The organism is Acinetobacter chinensis, from assembly GCF_002165375.2.
GTDB classification, from domain to species: Bacteria; Pseudomonadota; Gammaproteobacteria; order Pseudomonadales; family Moraxellaceae; genus Acinetobacter; species Acinetobacter chinensis.
The window spans coordinates 2,389,829-2,407,502 of sequence record NZ_CP032134.1; the positions used below are offsets into that span (position 1 = coordinate 2,389,829).

The 17,674-nt window shown below is 40.9% G+C and carries 21 protein-coding genes, 1 tRNA gene and 2 pseudogenes; 18 read left to right on the forward strand and 6 right to left on the reverse strand.

What is annotated here, in order from left to right:
- Positions 1-246: 246 nt before the first annotated feature.
- From CDG60_RS12340 to CDG60_RS12355, 4 genes are read right to left on the reverse strand one after another with little or no spacing between them, the layout of a single operon-like run.
- On the reverse strand, positions 247-2,082 hold the full coding sequence (locus CDG60_RS12340) for a DUF5906 domain-containing protein (protein WP_227542877.1): 1,836 nt from the start codon (positions 2,080-2,082) through the stop codon (positions 247-249).
- A complete protein-coding gene (locus tag CDG60_RS12345) occupies positions 2,082-2,990 on the reverse strand; it encodes a primase-helicase zinc-binding domain-containing protein (protein WP_227542878.1) in 909 nt (302 codons plus the stop codon). The genes CDG60_RS12340 and CDG60_RS12345 overlap by 1 nt, the downstream gene beginning before the upstream one ends.
- Entirely contained in the window at positions 2,984-3,487 is a 504-nt protein-coding gene (locus CDG60_RS12350) for a phage regulatory CII family protein (protein WP_087511772.1), read from the reverse strand. The genes CDG60_RS12345 and CDG60_RS12350 overlap by 7 nt, the downstream gene beginning before the upstream one ends.
- Before the next feature lie 18 nt (positions 3,488-3,505).
- Positions 3,506-3,712 (reverse strand): Cro/CI family transcriptional regulator, encoded by a 207-nt coding sequence (locus tag CDG60_RS12355; RefSeq protein ID WP_087511773.1) that lies wholly within the window; start codon positions 3,710-3,712, stop codon positions 3,506-3,508.
- Positions 3,713-3,808: 96 nt separating this feature from the next.
- Between CDG60_RS12355 and CDG60_RS12360 the strand changes: the two genes are divergently transcribed.
- From CDG60_RS12360 to CDG60_RS12400, 10 genes and pseudogenes are all read left to right on the forward strand, one after another.
- Entirely contained in the window at positions 3,809-4,483 is a 675-nt protein-coding gene (locus CDG60_RS12360) for a LexA family protein (RefSeq protein WP_087511774.1), read from the forward strand.
- 90 nt (positions 4,484-4,573) lie between these two features.
- On the forward strand, positions 4,574-4,900 hold the full coding sequence (locus tag CDG60_RS12365) for a hypothetical protein (protein ID WP_087511775.1): 327 nt from the start codon (positions 4,574-4,576) through the stop codon (positions 4,898-4,900).
- Between the two features lie 136 nt (positions 4,901-5,036).
- On the forward strand, positions 5,037-5,240 hold the full coding sequence (locus CDG60_RS12370; protein ID WP_087511776.1) for a hypothetical protein: 204 nt from the start codon (positions 5,037-5,039) through the stop codon (positions 5,238-5,240).
- Positions 5,237-5,527 carry a hypothetical protein gene (locus CDG60_RS12375; RefSeq protein WP_087511777.1) on the forward strand — a complete coding sequence of 97 codons (291 nt, stop codon included), beginning with the start codon at positions 5,237-5,239 and terminating at the stop codon, positions 5,525-5,527. The genes CDG60_RS12370 and CDG60_RS12375 overlap by 4 nt, the downstream gene beginning before the upstream one ends.
- The gene (locus CDG60_RS12380) at positions 5,527-5,718 is read left to right on the forward strand and encodes a hypothetical protein (protein WP_087511778.1); all 192 of its coding nucleotides are present in this window, start codon (positions 5,527-5,529) and stop codon (positions 5,716-5,718) included. The genes CDG60_RS12375 and CDG60_RS12380 overlap by 1 nt, the downstream gene beginning before the upstream one ends.
- A complete protein-coding gene (locus CDG60_RS12385) occupies positions 5,715-6,149 on the forward strand; it encodes a hypothetical protein (RefSeq protein WP_087511779.1) in 435 nt (144 codons plus the stop codon). The genes CDG60_RS12380 and CDG60_RS12385 overlap by 4 nt, the downstream gene beginning before the upstream one ends.
- Before the next feature lie 2 nt (positions 6,150-6,151).
- A complete protein-coding gene (locus CDG60_RS12390; RefSeq protein WP_087511780.1) occupies positions 6,152-6,514 on the forward strand; it encodes a hypothetical protein in 363 nt (120 codons plus the stop codon).
- Between the two features lie 35 nt (positions 6,515-6,549).
- Positions 6,550-6,966, forward strand: a pseudogene (locus CDG60_RS18555) (3'-5' exoribonuclease domain-containing protein); the annotation flags it as partial.
- Between the two features lie 93 nt (positions 6,967-7,059).
- Positions 7,060-7,293: pseudogene (locus CDG60_RS18560) on the forward strand (hypothetical protein); the annotation flags it as partial.
- On the forward strand, positions 7,293-7,469 hold the full coding sequence (locus CDG60_RS12400; protein WP_087511782.1) for a helix-turn-helix domain-containing protein: 177 nt from the start codon (positions 7,293-7,295) through the stop codon (positions 7,467-7,469). The pseudogene CDG60_RS18560 and the gene CDG60_RS12400, both read left to right, overlap by 1 nt.
- Here CDG60_RS12400 and CDG60_RS12405 read toward each other — a convergent pair.
- Positions 7,459-8,697 (reverse strand): tyrosine-type recombinase/integrase, encoded by a 1,239-nt coding sequence (locus CDG60_RS12405; protein ID WP_087511783.1) that lies wholly within the window; start codon positions 8,695-8,697, stop codon positions 7,459-7,461. The genes CDG60_RS12400 and CDG60_RS12405 overlap by 11 nt on opposite strands.
- A 165-nt stretch (positions 8,698-8,862) precedes the next feature.
- Positions 8,863-8,938 (reverse strand) — tRNA-Arg (locus tag CDG60_RS12410).
- A 178-nt stretch (positions 8,939-9,116) separates the two neighbouring features.
- Here CDG60_RS12410 and CDG60_RS12415 point away from each other — a divergent pair.
- The 8 genes from CDG60_RS12415 (at position 9,117) to CDG60_RS12450 (ending at position 17,631) form a co-directional block, all read left to right on the forward strand.
- Entirely contained in the window at positions 9,117-10,052 is a 936-nt protein-coding gene (locus CDG60_RS12415) for an ABC transporter ATP-binding protein (protein ID WP_087511784.1), read from the forward strand.
- Positions 10,049-10,822, forward strand: a complete 774-nt coding sequence (locus tag CDG60_RS12420) for an ABC transporter permease (RefSeq protein ID WP_087511785.1) — start codon at positions 10,049-10,051, stop codon at positions 10,820-10,822. The genes CDG60_RS12415 and CDG60_RS12420 overlap by 4 nt, the downstream gene beginning before the upstream one ends.
- Positions 10,822-11,643: an NADPH-dependent 7-cyano-7-deazaguanine reductase QueF gene (queF, locus tag CDG60_RS12425; RefSeq protein ID WP_087511786.1), complete on the forward strand. Its 822-nt coding sequence runs from the start codon at positions 10,822-10,824 to the stop codon at positions 11,641-11,643. The genes CDG60_RS12420 and queF overlap by 1 nt, the downstream gene beginning before the upstream one ends.
- Positions 11,644-11,670: 27 nt before the next feature.
- Positions 11,671-12,324, forward strand: a complete 654-nt coding sequence (locus CDG60_RS12430) for a hypothetical protein (protein WP_087511787.1) — start codon at positions 11,671-11,673, stop codon at positions 12,322-12,324.
- Positions 12,325-12,807: 483 nt separating this feature from the next.
- Positions 12,808-13,809 carry a lytic murein transglycosylase B gene (gene mltB, locus CDG60_RS12435; protein WP_087511788.1) on the forward strand — a complete coding sequence of 334 codons (1,002 nt, stop codon included), beginning with the start codon at positions 12,808-12,810 and terminating at the stop codon, positions 13,807-13,809.
- Between the two features lie 290 nt (positions 13,810-14,099).
- Positions 14,100-14,711, forward strand: coding sequence for a septal ring lytic transglycosylase RlpA family protein (locus CDG60_RS12440; RefSeq protein WP_087511789.1), 612 nt, complete (start codon positions 14,100-14,102; stop codon positions 14,709-14,711).
- A gap of 364 nt (positions 14,712-15,075) precedes the next feature.
- The gene (gene bsh, locus CDG60_RS12445; RefSeq protein WP_087511969.1) at positions 15,076-16,812 is read left to right on the forward strand and encodes a metal-dependent bile salt hydrolase; all 1,737 of its coding nucleotides are present in this window, start codon (positions 15,076-15,078) and stop codon (positions 16,810-16,812) included.
- A gap of 36 nt (positions 16,813-16,848) precedes the next feature.
- Positions 16,849-17,631: a DUF4850 domain-containing protein gene (locus tag CDG60_RS12450; protein ID WP_087511790.1), complete on the forward strand. Its 783-nt coding sequence runs from the start codon at positions 16,849-16,851 to the stop codon at positions 17,629-17,631.
- Positions 17,632-17,674: the final 43 nt, after the last annotated feature.

Below are 17,674 nucleotides of genomic sequence, written 5' to 3' on the forward strand. Positions count from 1 at the left end.
GCATACGCGGAAAGAAAAAAAATAAATACAGGTTGAACAGTAGAAGAATAAACAGAAAGAAGAAAATAAAAATTACTTCTCACGTATGCGCATGAGAAGCCGTTCACTTGTTCACATTGCTCGAATATATTGTGAATATTCAAGCAGTTATCGTGTGAACGAGCGTGTGAACGATGTTTTATTTCATTCCCATCGTTCACATTCAATGGCTCACAAACCATTGTTTTAACGTGAAAAATATTAGATTTAAGCGATGCGTTTGTCAAGAACATCTGGAACCCCCTTTTCAAATTCATCAGCACACTCACCGTACCAGTCCATGTCTGTTTTACCTTCAGGCTTCTCACCTACAGAGATAATCAATGACTGGCCCTCTTCTCTTCCCCATCGCCATCGTTGCTTTTCAAGCAATGTTATTCCTTCAATTTTCTTTAAATCCTCCGTAAATTTTCGATATGAGTATTTATGTTCAAGTGATGATGAAGCCCATTCTTTGTAAGACTCGTATAGCTGTTTTGCTCTACAACTGACGCACTTATACTTGGTTTCTCCACAGAGCCATTCATCAATAAACACCTCAATAGAACGCTTACTTGCATTAATTAACAATCGCTTAGCATCAGTCACTGGCGGCTTATCATGCTTAAATCCCTCCAACGGTATACTTAACAAATATGTATAAAATGCATCCAGTCCATCATTTGCAATTTCAGAATAGACTTGCTGACTGAGCTGCTCATCCAGTTTGCTCGCAGGAGCGATCACAAACCATCGACGTGCTTCACCGTGCAGTGGAAATGGAATATTCTCATTTGATGCAAATGCCATATTGAAGTACGCCGGGACCTGTTTTTGTGGACGTTGTTTTTCATTGATCGTGACACTTTTGGCTGTGATCAATGCATTCAGATAAGGCGTAACGTTATATTTTGTCGCATTTGTTGCAATTTCTTCACCAAAAATAAAAGCAGCATTATTTAACCAACCGTTGAACTGAGGGCTTTCCAGTTCCTGTGATGTAATCACACGATGGTATTTTCCATAAATTCCACCCATCACTTTTTCAAATAATGTGGTTTTACCTGAACCCTGGATATGACTTGCCATAAGCACGGCACTGTGGGCTTTTTGTCCTTCATTTTGCAGTGGGTATGCCAACCACTGGAGTAACCAGCGCTGAATATCAAGATCACCATTGCACAGCGACCAGATCATTTTCAAAATACCTGCGCACCTTGAACGGGTAACTGCATATTCAAGTCTGTTCTGATCCTGATCCGTCAGCTCTTTGACTGAATACCCCTCAAATGTGTTGATGTAATTTGGATCAATATCAATCTTACGGGTCGGGTCAAAGATCAATTTTTCATAATCAATTTCGCAACGGGTCGGACTTTCAATCCACTTTTTATACTCATGCGGATACATCAGCTGTGCAGCTGACCAGCCAACCACCCTGTTTAATGATTTGTCATATAGAAAAGTTTCACCTTTAAGCAATACGCAGTTTTTGCTCATATTTGGCGCAACAAAGCCTGCTGCATCTATCAACAACTGTTCAACATCTTCCTTTTCAATTGTTTTACGCAAATGGTGACTATACCAATGCTTAAAAGTCAGACTGAGCGTATGTTTCAACGATGAAATTTTAAATTTATGCTTTGTCTTGTAGTCAAATGCGTCATTACTGCATGCGATCACAGCATATCTATCCAAAGCGTTCTGCAATTTTTCAGCATCACTCTGAACAACCCCGACCCCCTGCATTTCCTGCTCGCCACTTTCAGGCTGACCGTTCATCGGTGGTGTAAAATCCAGAACAAAATCAGATTCATGCGACATAAAAACGCTATCTTTATGTTTTATATCATTATTTTTAATTTCATCATTTGACTTTTGCCCCGAAAGGTGGTCGGCTAAAACAAGGGGGTCTGGGGAAACAGCAAAAGCCGAAAGTTGATATGAAATCCCCTGTTCGATCTGCTCCCGCACGACTTCTAAGCCCTCAGACACATGCAGGTCATTAAAGTCTGATAGTGGCTTTGATGATGCCTCTGGCTGCTTTAAAATTTCATCATCCATCAAAATGGCTCCACTGTTTTAAACACGGGTAAAATCACAATACCGCCTGTAGCAGCCACAGCTTTGTTCGCAGCTTTCAGACCGGCATCAAGTGTTGCACTATCATCATCAGCACAGTAAACAAGTCTTAATAATGGATATTTTGACCGAATTGCTACACCGACTTTGTCAATATTCCCTGATTGAAATGCAACGACAGTTGTATATCCTGTTGCCTCAAATATACTTGCTGATGTTGCAACCCCTTCTGCAATACATACAATCTGATCAGGTTCTAATATTTCACCAAAAATATGAAAACACCCATTTACCCGACCTCCAGTTAAATATGGTTTGAATCCATCAGCATGTATCTCCTGAATATTCCAAATCACCCCATCTATATCTATCAACGGAACAATCAAGTTACCTTTGCCGTTAATTTTGCAATTATGAGTATTTATCTGCTTACGTGCTGCATAGGGACAATCCCGATCAACTGATTTAGCTTTCCAGGTACGTTCTGCTCTTTTTGCAGCCGCCTGCTCTTCTTTTAATTCTTTTAATAACTGTTCTTTCTCAAGTCTTTCAGCTGTTTCTCTCCATTTCTGGCGATCAGCCTCTGTGATTTTTGAGTCTGCAGACAAGCCAAGAACAGCACCAACCTCTTTCAGAACATCGGAGTAATTTAACCCCCTGGATTTTTCTACTAATGCAAAACCATCCCCAGCATTACACTGACTACAGATCCATGTGCCTTTACCTTGCTTATCATCACATCTGAAACGGTCTTTACCACCACAGATCGGGCAAGGACCATGCTGATTTTTTTTAGCCGGAACAGTGATGCCAAATGCTGGAAAAATTAGATCTCTCCAATGCCCATAAGCTGCATCCCGAACCTGATCAAACGATAAAGCCATCAGCATTCTCCTGCATCATGTTCAGCCTTCAAACGTGCCAGCTTTTTAAGCTCAACAACTGCACCAATCAGCTCCATCGCATGTTTCTCAATTGTGGCCATTTCAACATCAATAATGCGATTGTCTTTCAGCGCATCACTGACTGTTGAAAACAGCTCACCGACACGATTTGACACCTCACCGATGTTTGCAAGAAAGCCTGAATCATGAATGTCGATTTCGCCATGAATTTCATACACCACTGCTGAACCATGCGCAGCTGCCAGACTTTCCAAGATCCGAATATCTTTTGTGTAACCGACTATCGCCTCAATATGCTCAGGTTTTAAATTGAACTGATCGTTATTTACATCAACAGCTTTACTGAAAGTCATAGCGTTAAAACCATGTATTTCAGCAATTGCGGCTTTAGATCCGTGCCGATCCTTACATGCCCGGTACAACGCAACTTCAAGCGGAAGTACTGCATGTTCAGCGGCATAATTTGATAAAAATGCTTTCATATCCGATTTACCCCCAGATTAGACATTACTTTCAGCTTGCTCATGACTTACATTCTGATCATGAGCTTCAGTTAAAAGTTTGTGGATATCACGAATTTCATATTCACGTAGTTTAGGAATGCTCTCAGGGTTCCACTGAGCAATAGCAGCTGTAGAAATACCCAGTAAAGTTGCCAATTCCGCTAAAGAGCAATTCAATAATTCAATCGCCTCATTTCGAGTCATTTTTTCACCAAAACTAATTAAACTTAGTTTTATTTAATCTGAGTTAAATTAGTTAGTCAATAGCTAAGATAAATTAGTTTTTATTAGGTAGTTATTATGAACACCAAAGACATTACAGAGATTCAAGAACCGGAAACAATCGGTAGCCGAATAAAAGATCTCAGGAAGAAAGCAAAGTTGACGCAAAAAGAACTTGCTCAGATGTTGGGTGTTTCTGATGCTGCTGTTTTATATTGGGAAAAAGATATTAATACACCCAAACTGGAGTATTTAAATATCATGGCTCCCGCATTAATGACTACCATTGATTTTATAATGTATGGTAAAACAGATACTTCAGACTCAGTCGTAGACTACAGACCTGTAGCAAGGATGCTTCCAGTTTTGACATACGTACAAGCAGGTACATTTACAGATGTGCGAAGTATTTCCCCCCATGAAATTGATGAATGGCTTCCTGCACCACCCAATGCTGGAAAAAATAGTTTTTATATGATCATTCAAGGGATCAGTAATGCTCCTCACTTTAGTGATGGTGACTATATCTGCATAGATCCAGATGTTCCACTTGAGTCAGTACAGACAGGTGAAATGATTGTTGTGAGCTGTGATGGGGCTGCAACTTTTAAAGCTTTAGTTCGTGAGTTCAATCAATTATACCTTAAAGCATTAAATCCTGATTTTCAGCCAAATATCATCCCGCTGACTGAAGGTGCCGAATATAAAGGAAAATACAAAGGCAAATTTACACCGAGCCAAAAGTTCCTCTAAAAAATAACTAAGTTTAATTAGTAAAGTTGTTGACACAAAGCCTAAGTTTAATTAGTTTAGTAAATGAACTAATTTTACTTAGGTTTTTTTATGACAAATTTTACTGAACACAAATCTAAGCTTGATCATGCCGAATTTGATGCAATTATCGTCAAACGTCTAGTCTCAGAAGACTTTGGACAGCCTGCTCTGGATTATGAGCACTACCGTAACAAAGCTTTCAATCAGATTGAATCTGCAATCAAACGCATACGCAGTGCAACCAGCCAACACGATTTTTCAACAGCAATTGCTCAGGCAAATGCTTTCATCGATGCTGCCCAGGATTATGAATTTATTGATCTAGCCGATAAATCAAAATGGCTGGATGAAATTGCTGCAGCTGTCCGTGTGCAGACACTGGGAGATTCGGTATGAAAATTCAATTTATTAATGGAATTATCTGCCCCAATTGTGGCTATCACATTGATTCATGTGGAGTAAGCCATACAGGATCAAGCTCAGGTCAATGGGAATGTCGTGGATGCGGCTGGATTAAGCAACGGTGAATAGTATGAAATTAACACAAACCCCAGAAAGCATTGTCCCCGAACAATCTGTGATTGATTCATGGCCCAAGCTTTACCGTAAAAAAGGTTCTCATGACCACCCCGTTTGTAATGGTGTTGTTTTAAAAGACCAGGACATCATCATTTTAAATGCAGATGAGGCCAAGTTTTATGCGAAATATCTTGAAGCAGTGAGTTATGCGCCATGACTACTTTAGCAGCAAATCTTTTGACCGGCATCGCCAATATTTCGCGTTTATGCATGACGCAATCAGACACTGATTTTGAAATCAACATGTCTCTGTACCCAACTAAAAACGAATTGATTATTTATGTTTTCAAAGGCGGTTATGCATATGCCTGGCGTAATCCTAAAAAGCGTATTGAGAAAATACGCATCGATCTGAGTGATCCAAAGCTGGCTGCAATGAATATGTTTGAAGCCTTTACGCATATTGAGAATATGGCCAAAGGCCATCGAAAGGAGGCTATCTAATGCTTCAGTTCACAGATTTAAATCATGAAAAACATTGCATTAATTTTGCACTTTTAAACAACGTCGTGTTTCGTGAAAAAGATGACTGCAGTGTCGTTTCGTTTCACATGCAGGGTCATCACGTGGTTCCTGTTTCAGTTGACCGCGTTACTGCAGAGCGTTTGCATAAAGAATTAGGGGAAATGGAATGAAATCCAATCTCGCACATGACGTTTTTATTAATCAGGGCAAAGCTATTGCCCTTGCCAACCAAGTCGACGACTGGCTGGAGGCTCAGGGCAAATCAGAACCGGTGCAAATTCCGTTTGGCCAATCTCGATTGAGCTTGAAGTCTAAAGACAATGAGTACAAAACTGGCCAGCAATCTATGCGTGAATCAACGTCCAACTCGATTAGTAAAAATGGTCCAGTTCTAAGTTCTAAAGTCCGTCCATTAACAAAGGAACAAGAACGTCAAAAGTATAATTTCAATGCAAAAAATAAAGCATTGGCTGCTGGTGAAAACGAATTTAAAGGTAACTGTGATTTGCACGGCATTACTGATTACAAAGTTTACAACAGCGGGAAATATCACTGTTTGCAATGCCATGAACGCACCAAGCAATTAAGAAAGGAGGCTTAAAAATGTCAGCACCTTTACCAGGGCAATCTGTTTCTATTCAAGATGATGAATGGGGAACATTTTGCTACACACACCACGATATTAAAGCTACTCATCGTATTTGTTCTGAAGCCGATAGCTTTGGTGCTGAATATTACAACATGTGCGATCAATGTTGGGATGAACGTCAAACAGCAATTAAAGCAAAAAAAGAAGACCCTGAGCAATGGGAATGCTGCAGGAACTGCGGAAATCATGTTCCTTATTTGAGTTCATATCGTGATCCCGATGAAGGCATGTGTGGGCCAGTTTATGAAGCTTGCTCTGATTGCGTCTCAAAGTTTTATAAGAGCTATGAAGACGAATGTGAATATCTTGATGACTAAGATTATTAAGGATTATCAGCATGAAAAATAAATTAATGGTTGATTGCGAGACTCTAGGCACTGGTGAGAGGCCTGTTTTACTCAGTATTGGTGCTGTGGTTTTTACTGAATCACAAATTCATGAATATTTTCATATCGGTATTGATATTGAGGATTCAAAACGATACGGATTTACAGTAAGCCAATCAACACTCGATTGGTGGGATCAACAAGATCCAGCTGCACGTGCAGATGCATTTAGCGGAGGAGAAAAAATTAAAGCTGCATTACAAGCCTTAGTTTATTTTTTTGAAGAAAATAAATGCACTGAAATCTGGTCAAAAGGTTCACTGGCTGACATACGTTGGATTAACAATGCCTTGGATTATTTTGGCATCGAACGACCTTGGAAGTTTTACAAAGAATTTTGCTTTAGAACGTTGTTGAAATCGGTGCCACGATTTGAAATTCCTTTTTCAGGAATTCCTCACAATGCGCTTGATGATGCAATTCACCAAGCTAAACAGTTTATTTATATCAAATCTATTCAAGAAAAATTACATGGTGTTGTTCTAACTTGTAATCAACTGAAAGAAGCTCTTGAATTTGGCGCACCAGACTTGTTTTCAAAATCTCAGGGGCAAGAATCCGAGCTTGAATTTCAATTGGAAACTGAGATGTCTATCGAATACTTGAAAGATGGCCATTCCGGTCCGGGGTATTACTGCTGGTATTTTGATTTACCTGAAGAGGGTTCAATTTTTTTGGGGACAGAATTAGGAGCACAGGAGGAAAAATAATGGTTTTAACAATACAACAAACATGCAAACTCCTCGACATTGGACGCACAACTGTTTACAGAATGTTTGATCGCGGTGAATTGGAACGAATCGAATTTGGGCGTTCTGTACGCGTCAAATTACCCGAAAAGCTTTCACGAGCATATGCAGAACAAATCAAAGCCCTTATGAATTAAGGGCTTTTTCTTTTAAGCTTTCCAGGTAATCAGACCAGGATTGCATCATTGCACGACGTTCATCTAAATACTTTGTTCTATTATATGCTCGCCCATGCATATCACGGACCTGGTGGCCAAGCTGCTGCTCAATTCGCTCAATCGGGTACTTTAAAACTTCATCCAGCAAAGTCCGGGCAGTTGCACGAAAGCCATGCCCTGTTGTTTCCCCATTTTCCCAGCCCAAATTTTTAAGCGCTTTATTGATTGAGCTATCGGATAATAGACGTGTTTTACCCCAATAATTTGCAAAACAATATTCATTGTTCCCGGTAATCATTTTGAGTTCTTCAAAAAGCTTTTTCACCTGAACTGACAGCGGCACAATTAATTGTGTGCCCAAAGCATTTTCAGTTTTTGCGGGCGTATATGCCCATGTCATATTTTCGAGATCCACGTCCACCCATTTCGCTGCCCGCAACTCCCCAGGGCGTACAAAAACATGTGGCAGGATTCTTAAAGCATAAGACATGACAATAGAACCACGGTTTGTGTACTGATCTATTGCAACCAGCAGTTCACCCAATAATTTAGGGTCAGTCACCGCAGCATGATGAGTTGCACGATGAGGTTGCAATAAACCTTGTATATCTAATGCTACATTTCTGTCACACAGGCCAAGCACTAAACCATATCTAAAAACCTGTCCTGCTTTTGAACGCATACGTCTTGCGGTTTCAGTCTTACCCTGCTTTTCATAAATTTGGCAAACATCCAATAAATGACGAGCTGTTATTTCATGAATTGGTTTTTTACCAATTGCGTCAAATAAATACTGATATACGAACTCATTTCGATGTCGAGTAGAATCAGCAACTTTTTCTGTTTGCATGAACTCCCGAGCTACTGCCTCAAATGTATTATTCATCGCAAAGCGGGCTTGCTCTTCTATTAGCTGCTTATGAGTAAATGGATCTATGCCCTGTGAAAGCAATTCACGATATTCTTCACGATGCTTTCTTGCTTCAGCCAAAGACATTGCTGGATAGATGCCAATGCCAATTGTGGTTCTTTTTTTTGTAATCGGCTTATAATAATCAAAACGCCAATACGTCCCGCCTTTTTTATCTAAAAGCAGAAATAATCCACCACCATCAGATAATTTTTGAATCTTATCCAATGCTTTTTTGTGCTTTGTAATTTCGGATTTAATCCTGGTATCAGTGAGACTTACGACAGTTCTGGCCATGTTTAGTAGTACATTATTTAGTGCTGCCATGCTGTACTGCTAAATGTACTGCTAAAAATTCGGATTATAGCGGTACTGCATGGAACAAAGTGGAACAATGAAAGGACAGATAATACAGTATTTATAGGGATTTGCGGTTATTTGGTATGTATTGAAATATGAAAATGGTGCGCTCAGCGGGACTCGAACCCACGCCACAGGCTTCGGAGACCTGTACTCTATCCAGTTGAGCTATGAGCGCGCGAGGCACATCATACCAAAAAAAACAGCAAGATAAAGCAACTATATATAGTCATTTATTTTATTGGTCACAGTTTAAGCAACGTTTCATTCCAGCAACACAGAATTCCCCTTTCTTTACTTGGTTTATTTCTCAGTATCGCTCACAATATCTGCACTATTCACCATGAGAGAAATTCATGACTGATGCATTGACGTTAAAGGATTTATCCAAAACCTATAGAAATGGTTTTCAGGCACTTAAAGGCATTAATTTAAATGTTCCTGAAGGCGAATTTTATGCCCTGCTCGGTCCAAATGGCGCAGGTAAATCCACCACAATCAGTATCATCAGTTCATTGACTAAAAAAACTTCCGGTTCTGTTGAAATTTTTGGGCACAATCTGGACACGCATCCATCAGATGCAAAACAGTGTCTGGGTGTCGTTCCTCAGGAATTCAACTTTGGTCAGTTTGAAAAAACCTTTGATATCTTGGTGACTCAGGCAGGTTATTACGGCATTCCTAAAAAGATCGCTGAGCAACGTGCAGAGCACTACTTAGAAAAACTGGGACTCTGGGAGAAACGTAATACTCAGGGACGCATGCTGTCTGGTGGTATGAAACGCCGTCTGATGATTGCCCGAGCAATGATGCATGAACCTAAATTACTTATTCTGGATGAACCTACTGCCGGAGTGGATATTGAGCTGCGTCGTTCAATGTGGGACTTCCTGACTGAAATGAATGAAAATGGGACATCCATTATTCTGACCACGCATTATCTGGAAGAAGCTGAAATGCTGTGTCGTCAGATTGCAATTATCGATCGGGGTGTAATTAAAGAAGATACCTCCATGAAAGCCTTTCTGAATCAGCTCAGTGAAGAATCTTTTATTTTTGATCTGGAAAATCCTGTTGAACCGCTCAATATCGAAATCATCGGCTTAAAATTCAATCTGATTGATCCTGTGACTTTAGAAGTGACTATGGATAAAGCGCATGCTTTAAACGATTTATTCCAGCTTTTAGAAGCTCAGGGGATCCGTGTCCGCAGCATGCGTAACAAATCCAACCGTCTTGAAGAACTGTTTGTAAAAATGGTCGAAAAAAATCTTGAGGAGAAAGCGCAATGAATTTCACCCAGATGAGAGTTGCGCTGTATACGCTCGTAATTAAAGAAATTCGCCGTTTTATGCGCATCTGGCCGCAGACTCTGCTTCCACCTGCCATCACCATGAGCCTGTATTTTGTGATTTTTGGCAATCTGGTTGGATCACGTATCGGTCAGATGGGTGGTTTCAGCTACATGCAGTTCATTGTGCCTGGTCTGATCATGATGGCAGTCATTACCAACAGTTATGCCAACGTATCTTCCAGCTTCTTCAGTGCCAAGTTTCAGAAAAGTATTGAAGAACTGATCATGAGCCCTGTTCCTTTGCATATGATCCTATGGGGCTATGTGATTGGCGGTGTCTGCCGTGGTGTTCTGGTGGGTCTGATTGTTACTGTGATGAGCCTGTTTTTTACAGATCTTGCGATTCATAATATATTCGTAACTATATATACAGTAATTATTACCTCTTTACTGTTTTCCCTGGGTGGTTTCATCAATGCAGTCTATGCAAAATCATTTGATGATATTTCCATTATCCCTACATTTGTACTGACTCCACTGACTTATTTAGGCGGTGTGTTTTACTCGATCAGTGCTTTAAGCCCATTTTGGCAAAATCTCTCTTTAATCAACCCGATTGTATATATGGTCAATGCTTTCCGTTTTGGAATCCTCGGTCATAGCGATTTCAATGTTGCGCTGTCTCTGACTATCGTAACTTTATGCTGTGGCGTACTTTATGGTATTGCTTACTATCTACTCTCCCGCGGTTCAGGAATGCGTGAATAATGTCTGTCGAACTCTCTTTATTAGGTAAAGAAACCGAATACCCAACTACTTACAGCCCTGAAGTTCTTTTTCCGATCTCACGTGCAGAAGCCCGTGAGAAATATGCCCAAGTTGAGGGCATCTATCAGGGAAAAGACTGGTGGCATGTTTTTGAGATTTCATGGCTGAACTCAAAAGGTATTCCTCAGGTGGCGATCGGACGTATCGAACTGCCGGCATCCTCTCCAAAACTGATCGAATCCAAGTCGCTCAAGCTGTACTTTAACAGCATGAACTTTACGCAGTTCGATTCCAGACAGGCTTTTATAGATACGGTGGAAAAAGACCTTTCAGCGGCAGCTGAAGCACCTGTCACACTTTATTTATTTGGTGTTGATGATGTTGAAACTGCTCAACCTGAAGGATTCTGTATAGACTGCGAAGAACCTGACCGCCTGGTCAATCATCCTGATGCGTCACTTTTACAGTTGGACGAAACAGAAAATGCAGCACAAGATACTGAAATACAACTATATTCCCACTTACTCAGAAGCAACTGTCCTGTGACCGGTCAGCCTGACTGGGGAACTGTTTTTATTCGTTACCAGGGTAAAAAACCTTGTTATCGCAGTCTTTTAGCCTATATTATTTCATATCGTCAGCATAATGGTTTCCATGAACAATGTGTGGAGCAGATCTTTGCCGATATCTGGCAAACACTGCAACCTGAAAAGCTGATGGTTTATGCGACTTATACACGCCGTGGTGGACTGGATATCAACCCTTGCCGTGTATCTGATTTAACATGGATGCCTCGCCCAATCCGATTAGCGCGACAATAAAATGAAAAAATACTGAGGTTATAGACAATGCCATTTTTTGGATTTATTCCATCTGAAGCACTGCTGGACAATATTCAGCAAGGTCAACAGAAAAAAAATTCCAGTGAACCCCTTTACCCTTTACGTGATCAGACTGCACTGCTCATTAATGATGAAATTCTGGATGCCATACTGACATCCCTTGTACGCCGTTTCCCTGCCAGTGACAAACGTGACACTGCAGAAAAACTGGCGGGATACATCAAATCAACTGTTGCTGTTTTACTGAAACAGTTACTCAGCAAAGCACCCAACGATGTGGTTATACAATCCATCGAATTTTCTGAAAGAAGTCTCTTTAAAGATGCAGAAGGAAACTTTCGTGTAGGCGAAACACTGGATGCAGGACTGGTGACCAACCTGAAAACCACATTTGCTGAAATCAAAGCAGGAAATGACATCAATAAAGCTGCACTGACTGAGCTTTATAAACAGTTCGCAGAAGCAACTGTCCGTCATTTCATGACTGATTTTAACAAAACGCTGGATTTAGGCATGATTAAACGCAAAGCCGCAGATATCGGTGCTGCTGCTGTTATAAAAGCAGTACATATTGCTGCAGATAAAATCATTCCAAATCTGACCAAAGACGAGCTGGCGGTTCTGGCTGAGTATCACGATACTCTTTTCCATCACGGTTAAATCCACACCCTATCCAAAGCCTGACTCATGTCAGGCTTTTTTATTTTTTAATTTATTGATTTTTATTATTTTCTTAAAGTTATGTTAAAATTTTAATGCCAGATCATTCAGCATCAGAAGCTTTATGATTTTTTTACAGAAAATTGCTTTTTTATATCTGTTTTTATCCGTGTATCAGGTCTGCCTTTCACACAATAACTGAGAGTGAATACCTGCTGATAATATCAATGCTGAACTGATTTTTATTCAAAATAAAGGGAGAACACGATGTATTTCCATATATGTCCTGATTTGCAGTGGGATTGTCATTTTTTGTATATGGATTTATTCATTTAAGCATCGTGGATGGTATCTTAAGCCTCAACTGGAATGACCTTCCTTTATTAGAGCTTTTGTGGTGCAGCAACTTTCTCTTATGGCTGTTCTTAATGTCGCCATGCCCCACTCATACTCACAGATAATGAACCTGGAAATTTAGGACTTATGCTGAACACCGATTTATATAAAAAACTGAAACGTATTTCATTATTGATTAGCGCATTTACTGTGACCAGTTTCTGCCAGGCAAACGATTTCCAGAATCACCCGGGTTATGCCGGTTTTAAACAGAAAACCATGCAGACTTATGGGCTGAGTGCTGAACAGGTGGACTGGGCAATGAATGGTTCTAAAAACATCCCAAATATCATCAGCATTATGAACCGCCCTGGTGAAAGTAAGCCCTGGTATGAGTATAAAACCAACTTTATGGCTGAAAGCACCATACAGCGCGGTGTCAGATTCAAAAACCAGTATGCCGATGTGCTGAACCGTGCTGAACAGCAATTTGGTGTACCACAATCCATCATTCTGGGGATTCTGGGCGTGGAAACAGGTTTCGGAGCAAATAAGGGTAATTTCGTGACCCGTGATGCCCTCGCAACACTGGGATTCGGTTACGAGCGCCGTGCGCAGTATTTCCAGGACGAACTTGCTGCCCTGATTGCATGGACATATAAAGATGGTGTTCCTGTAAATTCTGTCAGTGGTTCTTATGCAGGTGCGATTGGCTACCCTCAGTTCATGCCCAGCAATATCACAAAGTTCGGTGTGGATTATGATAACAATGGTCATATTGATCTGAGGAACTCTGCTGTAGATGCCATTGGATCTATTGCCAACTATCTTGCAGGATATGGCTGGCAACGCAATCAACCTATTGGTTTTGCAGCCCGTTACACAGGTTCTGACCCATCAACAGTGATTGCAAAAGATCTTGAACTGCCAACACCTTATGGTGTGCTCAAAAACCAGGGCATTTCCCCAGTTAATCCTGTTGTTCAAATTGATGATCTGGATATGGTGAATGTCATTCAGCTACAGGAAAATTATGGTGCTGCTTATTACATCACTTACCCTAATTTTCAAGTGATTACGACGTATAACAAGAGTAGAATGTATGCCACAGCAGTGTGGCAGTTAGGCACTGAAATAGCTGGTCGATAAGACCAGTTTTTCCTGAATATGTATAAAGTCAACAAAAAAAACTGTCAAATAGTTCACAAATTGCACTATTTAAATATTTTGTTACAATATTGATTATTTTTTAACCACATTTTGTTCTCTTTCTGTTTTTTTTCACTTAATTTTAATTAAAGAGTAGACAGACTTTGTACAGCATGAATATTATCCATTTCGTCAAATGTAGTTGCAAAAGTGAAATAACAAGCGTGTTTCCATGTATTTCAGCCACTTAAGTGGAATATTTGCGAACAGGCTAACTGGAGTTTATTACGATGCAGTCTTCAATTAAGTATTTAATGGCTATTGCCACGACTTTTGCTTTAAGTCAGTCGCAAGCCGAAATGATTCAGTCTTCATCATTGAATAATGATGGCGACAATTCGCGCCTTGCAGCGCGTGTTTTGAACAAAGAAGCTCAGAGCTTCAACAACCACTTCTCTAACCTAAGCAGCCTTTCAATCACTGAACGTTCGGGTGATAAGATCCGCCGCGAAACAATCGCAGCGAAAATTGAAATCCCTGAAGACGAGCCTTCAGTGATTGAAAAGTTAAATACTGTGGCGTCCAATACTGTTCGTAAGTTCAGCCAGACAGGTATGGCTTCATGGTATGGTCGTCAGTTCCATGGTCGCAAAACGGCAAGTGGTGATACATTCGATATGAATGCATTAACTGCTGCTCACCGTAGCCTGCCATTGAACTGTTATATTCGTGTGACTAACAAAAACAACGGTAAAAGCGTTGTTGTAAAAGTCAACGACCGTGGTCCATTCCATGGTAACCGCGTACTTGACCTCTCCTATGGTGCTGCTAAACAGCTTGGAATTACCAATGCAGGGACTGCGAAAGTCAGCATTGAACGAGTTGATGGACCAAACTCTTAATTCATAGCACTGCATTTGACACTAAAGCCACATTCCAGTGGCTTTTTTTATATCTGCCATTCTGTCTCTTTGACGTTATCTATAATCTATAAAAGCATCACCTGCAGATCACAGACTGCATTGCAAATTATTCCGTGAATCATCAGATCTATAGATTCACAGAACAGAGAAGCAAAGGTGATCCGTTCAAGTGCTCAATCATTTCAGTACAATATTTCAAAAACTATACATCGTCCTCTGAGTCTGCTAAGTTCAAAAGACAATACTGAACATTCAGAATGAACGAATCCAGGGGAACAGTATGCAAACAGAATCAGAAAACTCAAGTTTCAGATATAAAAAGCGTTTCATACTGCTTGCATCCATGACCGCACTCTCCCTCAGCGCCTGCGTCAGTTCACCTTCAAAGCCCCATACTCAAAAAACTGATGCTCAGTCACCACATTCAGCTGAAAACTCATTGCTGATTTATGGCGGTGATATTCTGACCATGAAAGGTATGACTCCTGAAAATGCTGAAGCTGTTTTCATCGAAAATGGACGGATTCAGTTTGTAGGCGATTATAGCTCCGCTCAAAAACTTGCCAGTACACAGACCCGACAGCTCAATTTACAGGGTCACACATTATTACCTGGGTTTATTGATGCACACAGTCATCTGAACAGTGTCGGTTTACAGCAGACCGTTGCGAACCTGTATTCCACACCTGATGGTACAGTGACCGATATTCCTTCATTGCTTCAGGCTCTGTCCACCTGGCAACAGTCAAATCAGAAATTTATAGCGCAGACAGGTGGCTGGATTATTGGTAATGGTCATGATGATGCCCAACTGCTGGAAAAAAGACAGCCAACTGCTGATGACCTGGATAAAGTCTCAACCACACATCCGATTATTGTGCTGCATCAGTCTGGACACCTGGCTTCAGTCAATCACAAAGCCCTTGAACTGCTCAAAATCAGCAGCAGCACTCCTGACCCTGTTGGCGGTGTAATCCGTCGTAAAAAGGATTCCAGAGAACCCGATGGAGTACTGGAAGAAGCAGCTGTATTTTCTGCGATGGCAACCGCGTTTAAAGCTGTGCCACCTGAAACCATGCAGAATATGGCAAAAACCGCACTGAAAACCTATATTGCCAATGGATATACCACTGTTCAGGAAGGTCGTGCCGATGCAGGCACCTCTGAACTGTGGCGTAGCTTCGCTCAGATTGGACAGCTTGATATTGATGTTGTCGTCTACCCCGACCTGATGAATGAAATGGACTACATGCTGAAAAATGGTTCATCAAAGCAGTATCAGAAACATTTCAGAATCGGTGGGGTCAAAATCAGCCTGGATGGCTCACCTCAGGGCAAAACAGCCTGGCTGACTAAGCCTTATGTCGTTCCACCTGCCGGTCAGAATAAAAACTACCGTGGCTACCCGGCTTATCCTGATCAGAAGATTGTTCAGAGTGCCATCGACACTGCATTTAAGAACAACTGGCAGATCCTTGCTCATGCCAATGGAGATGCTGCGATTGATCAGTATTTAAAGACCATTGAACAGGCATCGAGCAAATATGGCAATTCTGACCGTCGTAATGTCATTATCCATGCACAGACCATGCGTGAAGATCAGTTGGATAAAGCTAAAACCCTGAAACTGATCCCATCATTTTTTTCACTGCACACCTATTACTGGGGGGACTGGCATAAGCATGAAACTCTCGGCTCCGAACGTTCCAACCGTATTTCACCAACAGGGTCAGCTTTAAAACGCAATATGATCTTTACTCAGCATCACGATGCACCTGTGATCCCACCTAAAAACATGATGGTGATTGATGCCACAGTCAACCGTGTAACCCGCTCAGGGGATGTACTGGGAGCAGATCAGAAAGTCAGTCCTTATATTGCTTTAAAATCGGTCACCGACTGGGCGGCTTATCAGTATTTTGAAGAAAAAGACAAAGGAACACTGGAAAAAGGCAAACTTGCCGACCTGGTGATTCTGAATCAGAATCCACTGAAAGTCCCACCGACACAAATTAAAAATATTAAAATTCTGTCCACTTTCAAAGAAGGCAGACAGATTTACAGCAGTAAAGATGAATAAGCGTGTAGATCTGTACTTTGGCATTGAGAATCGATCATGCTGAAATCTTACAGACAGACTGCTGTCCTTTGGCTGAGCCTGCTGTTTTTCATAACAGCTGTTCAGGCAGAGGTGAAAGTATTTGAACCTTCTTTCCCTGCTTTCAATGCACAAAGCTATCAGCAACGAAGTTTTAAAACCGAGCGGATAGGAACGGCTCATTTTAAAAACAATGTACAGATTCCTGTCGAAGGCATTGCCATACTTAACCCTTTGAATGACATTCCAAAATATTACCGTACATATAAGCCCTGCACAGACCAGCAGCCCTGTCGCTATGATTTTACTTTGCCGGCTCAATCTATCGGTCATTTTAAAATTGTTATTTTCCCCAATATTGGAGCCATACTCGCACCCGTTTCATGGCAAGTGATCGAAGCCGATATGGGACCCTCAGGCGTTGCTTCAGCATTACTCATGAGCCCTGACCGCAAAGAAGCAATTGAGATCTATAATTCATCTGCCTGTATGGGCTGTGGCATGCCTTATGCAAGCCTGTACTTTCCTGAAGTTTTAAAAGAAAGTGTGGAAAATGAATTTGGTGGCTATGTAGATCAGCATAAATATCTGAATATTGTCCGGGCAAATCCACACAAAGTTTTATTCAGCTTTAAAAATCCGGCTTATCCTGCAAAATCACATGGCATCGCACTGTATTCAGATAATGAAATCACCAATTATCAGAATATCACTGTGCATTTACTGCCGGAACATCAGGCTCAGGCAAGGACTGTACTCAATTTCTTTCCCTTTAAAAATCAGTTTAATTTTTTAAAATAATGAACTGAAGTGCGTTGCTGTATGAGACTTAAATTTTGACCAG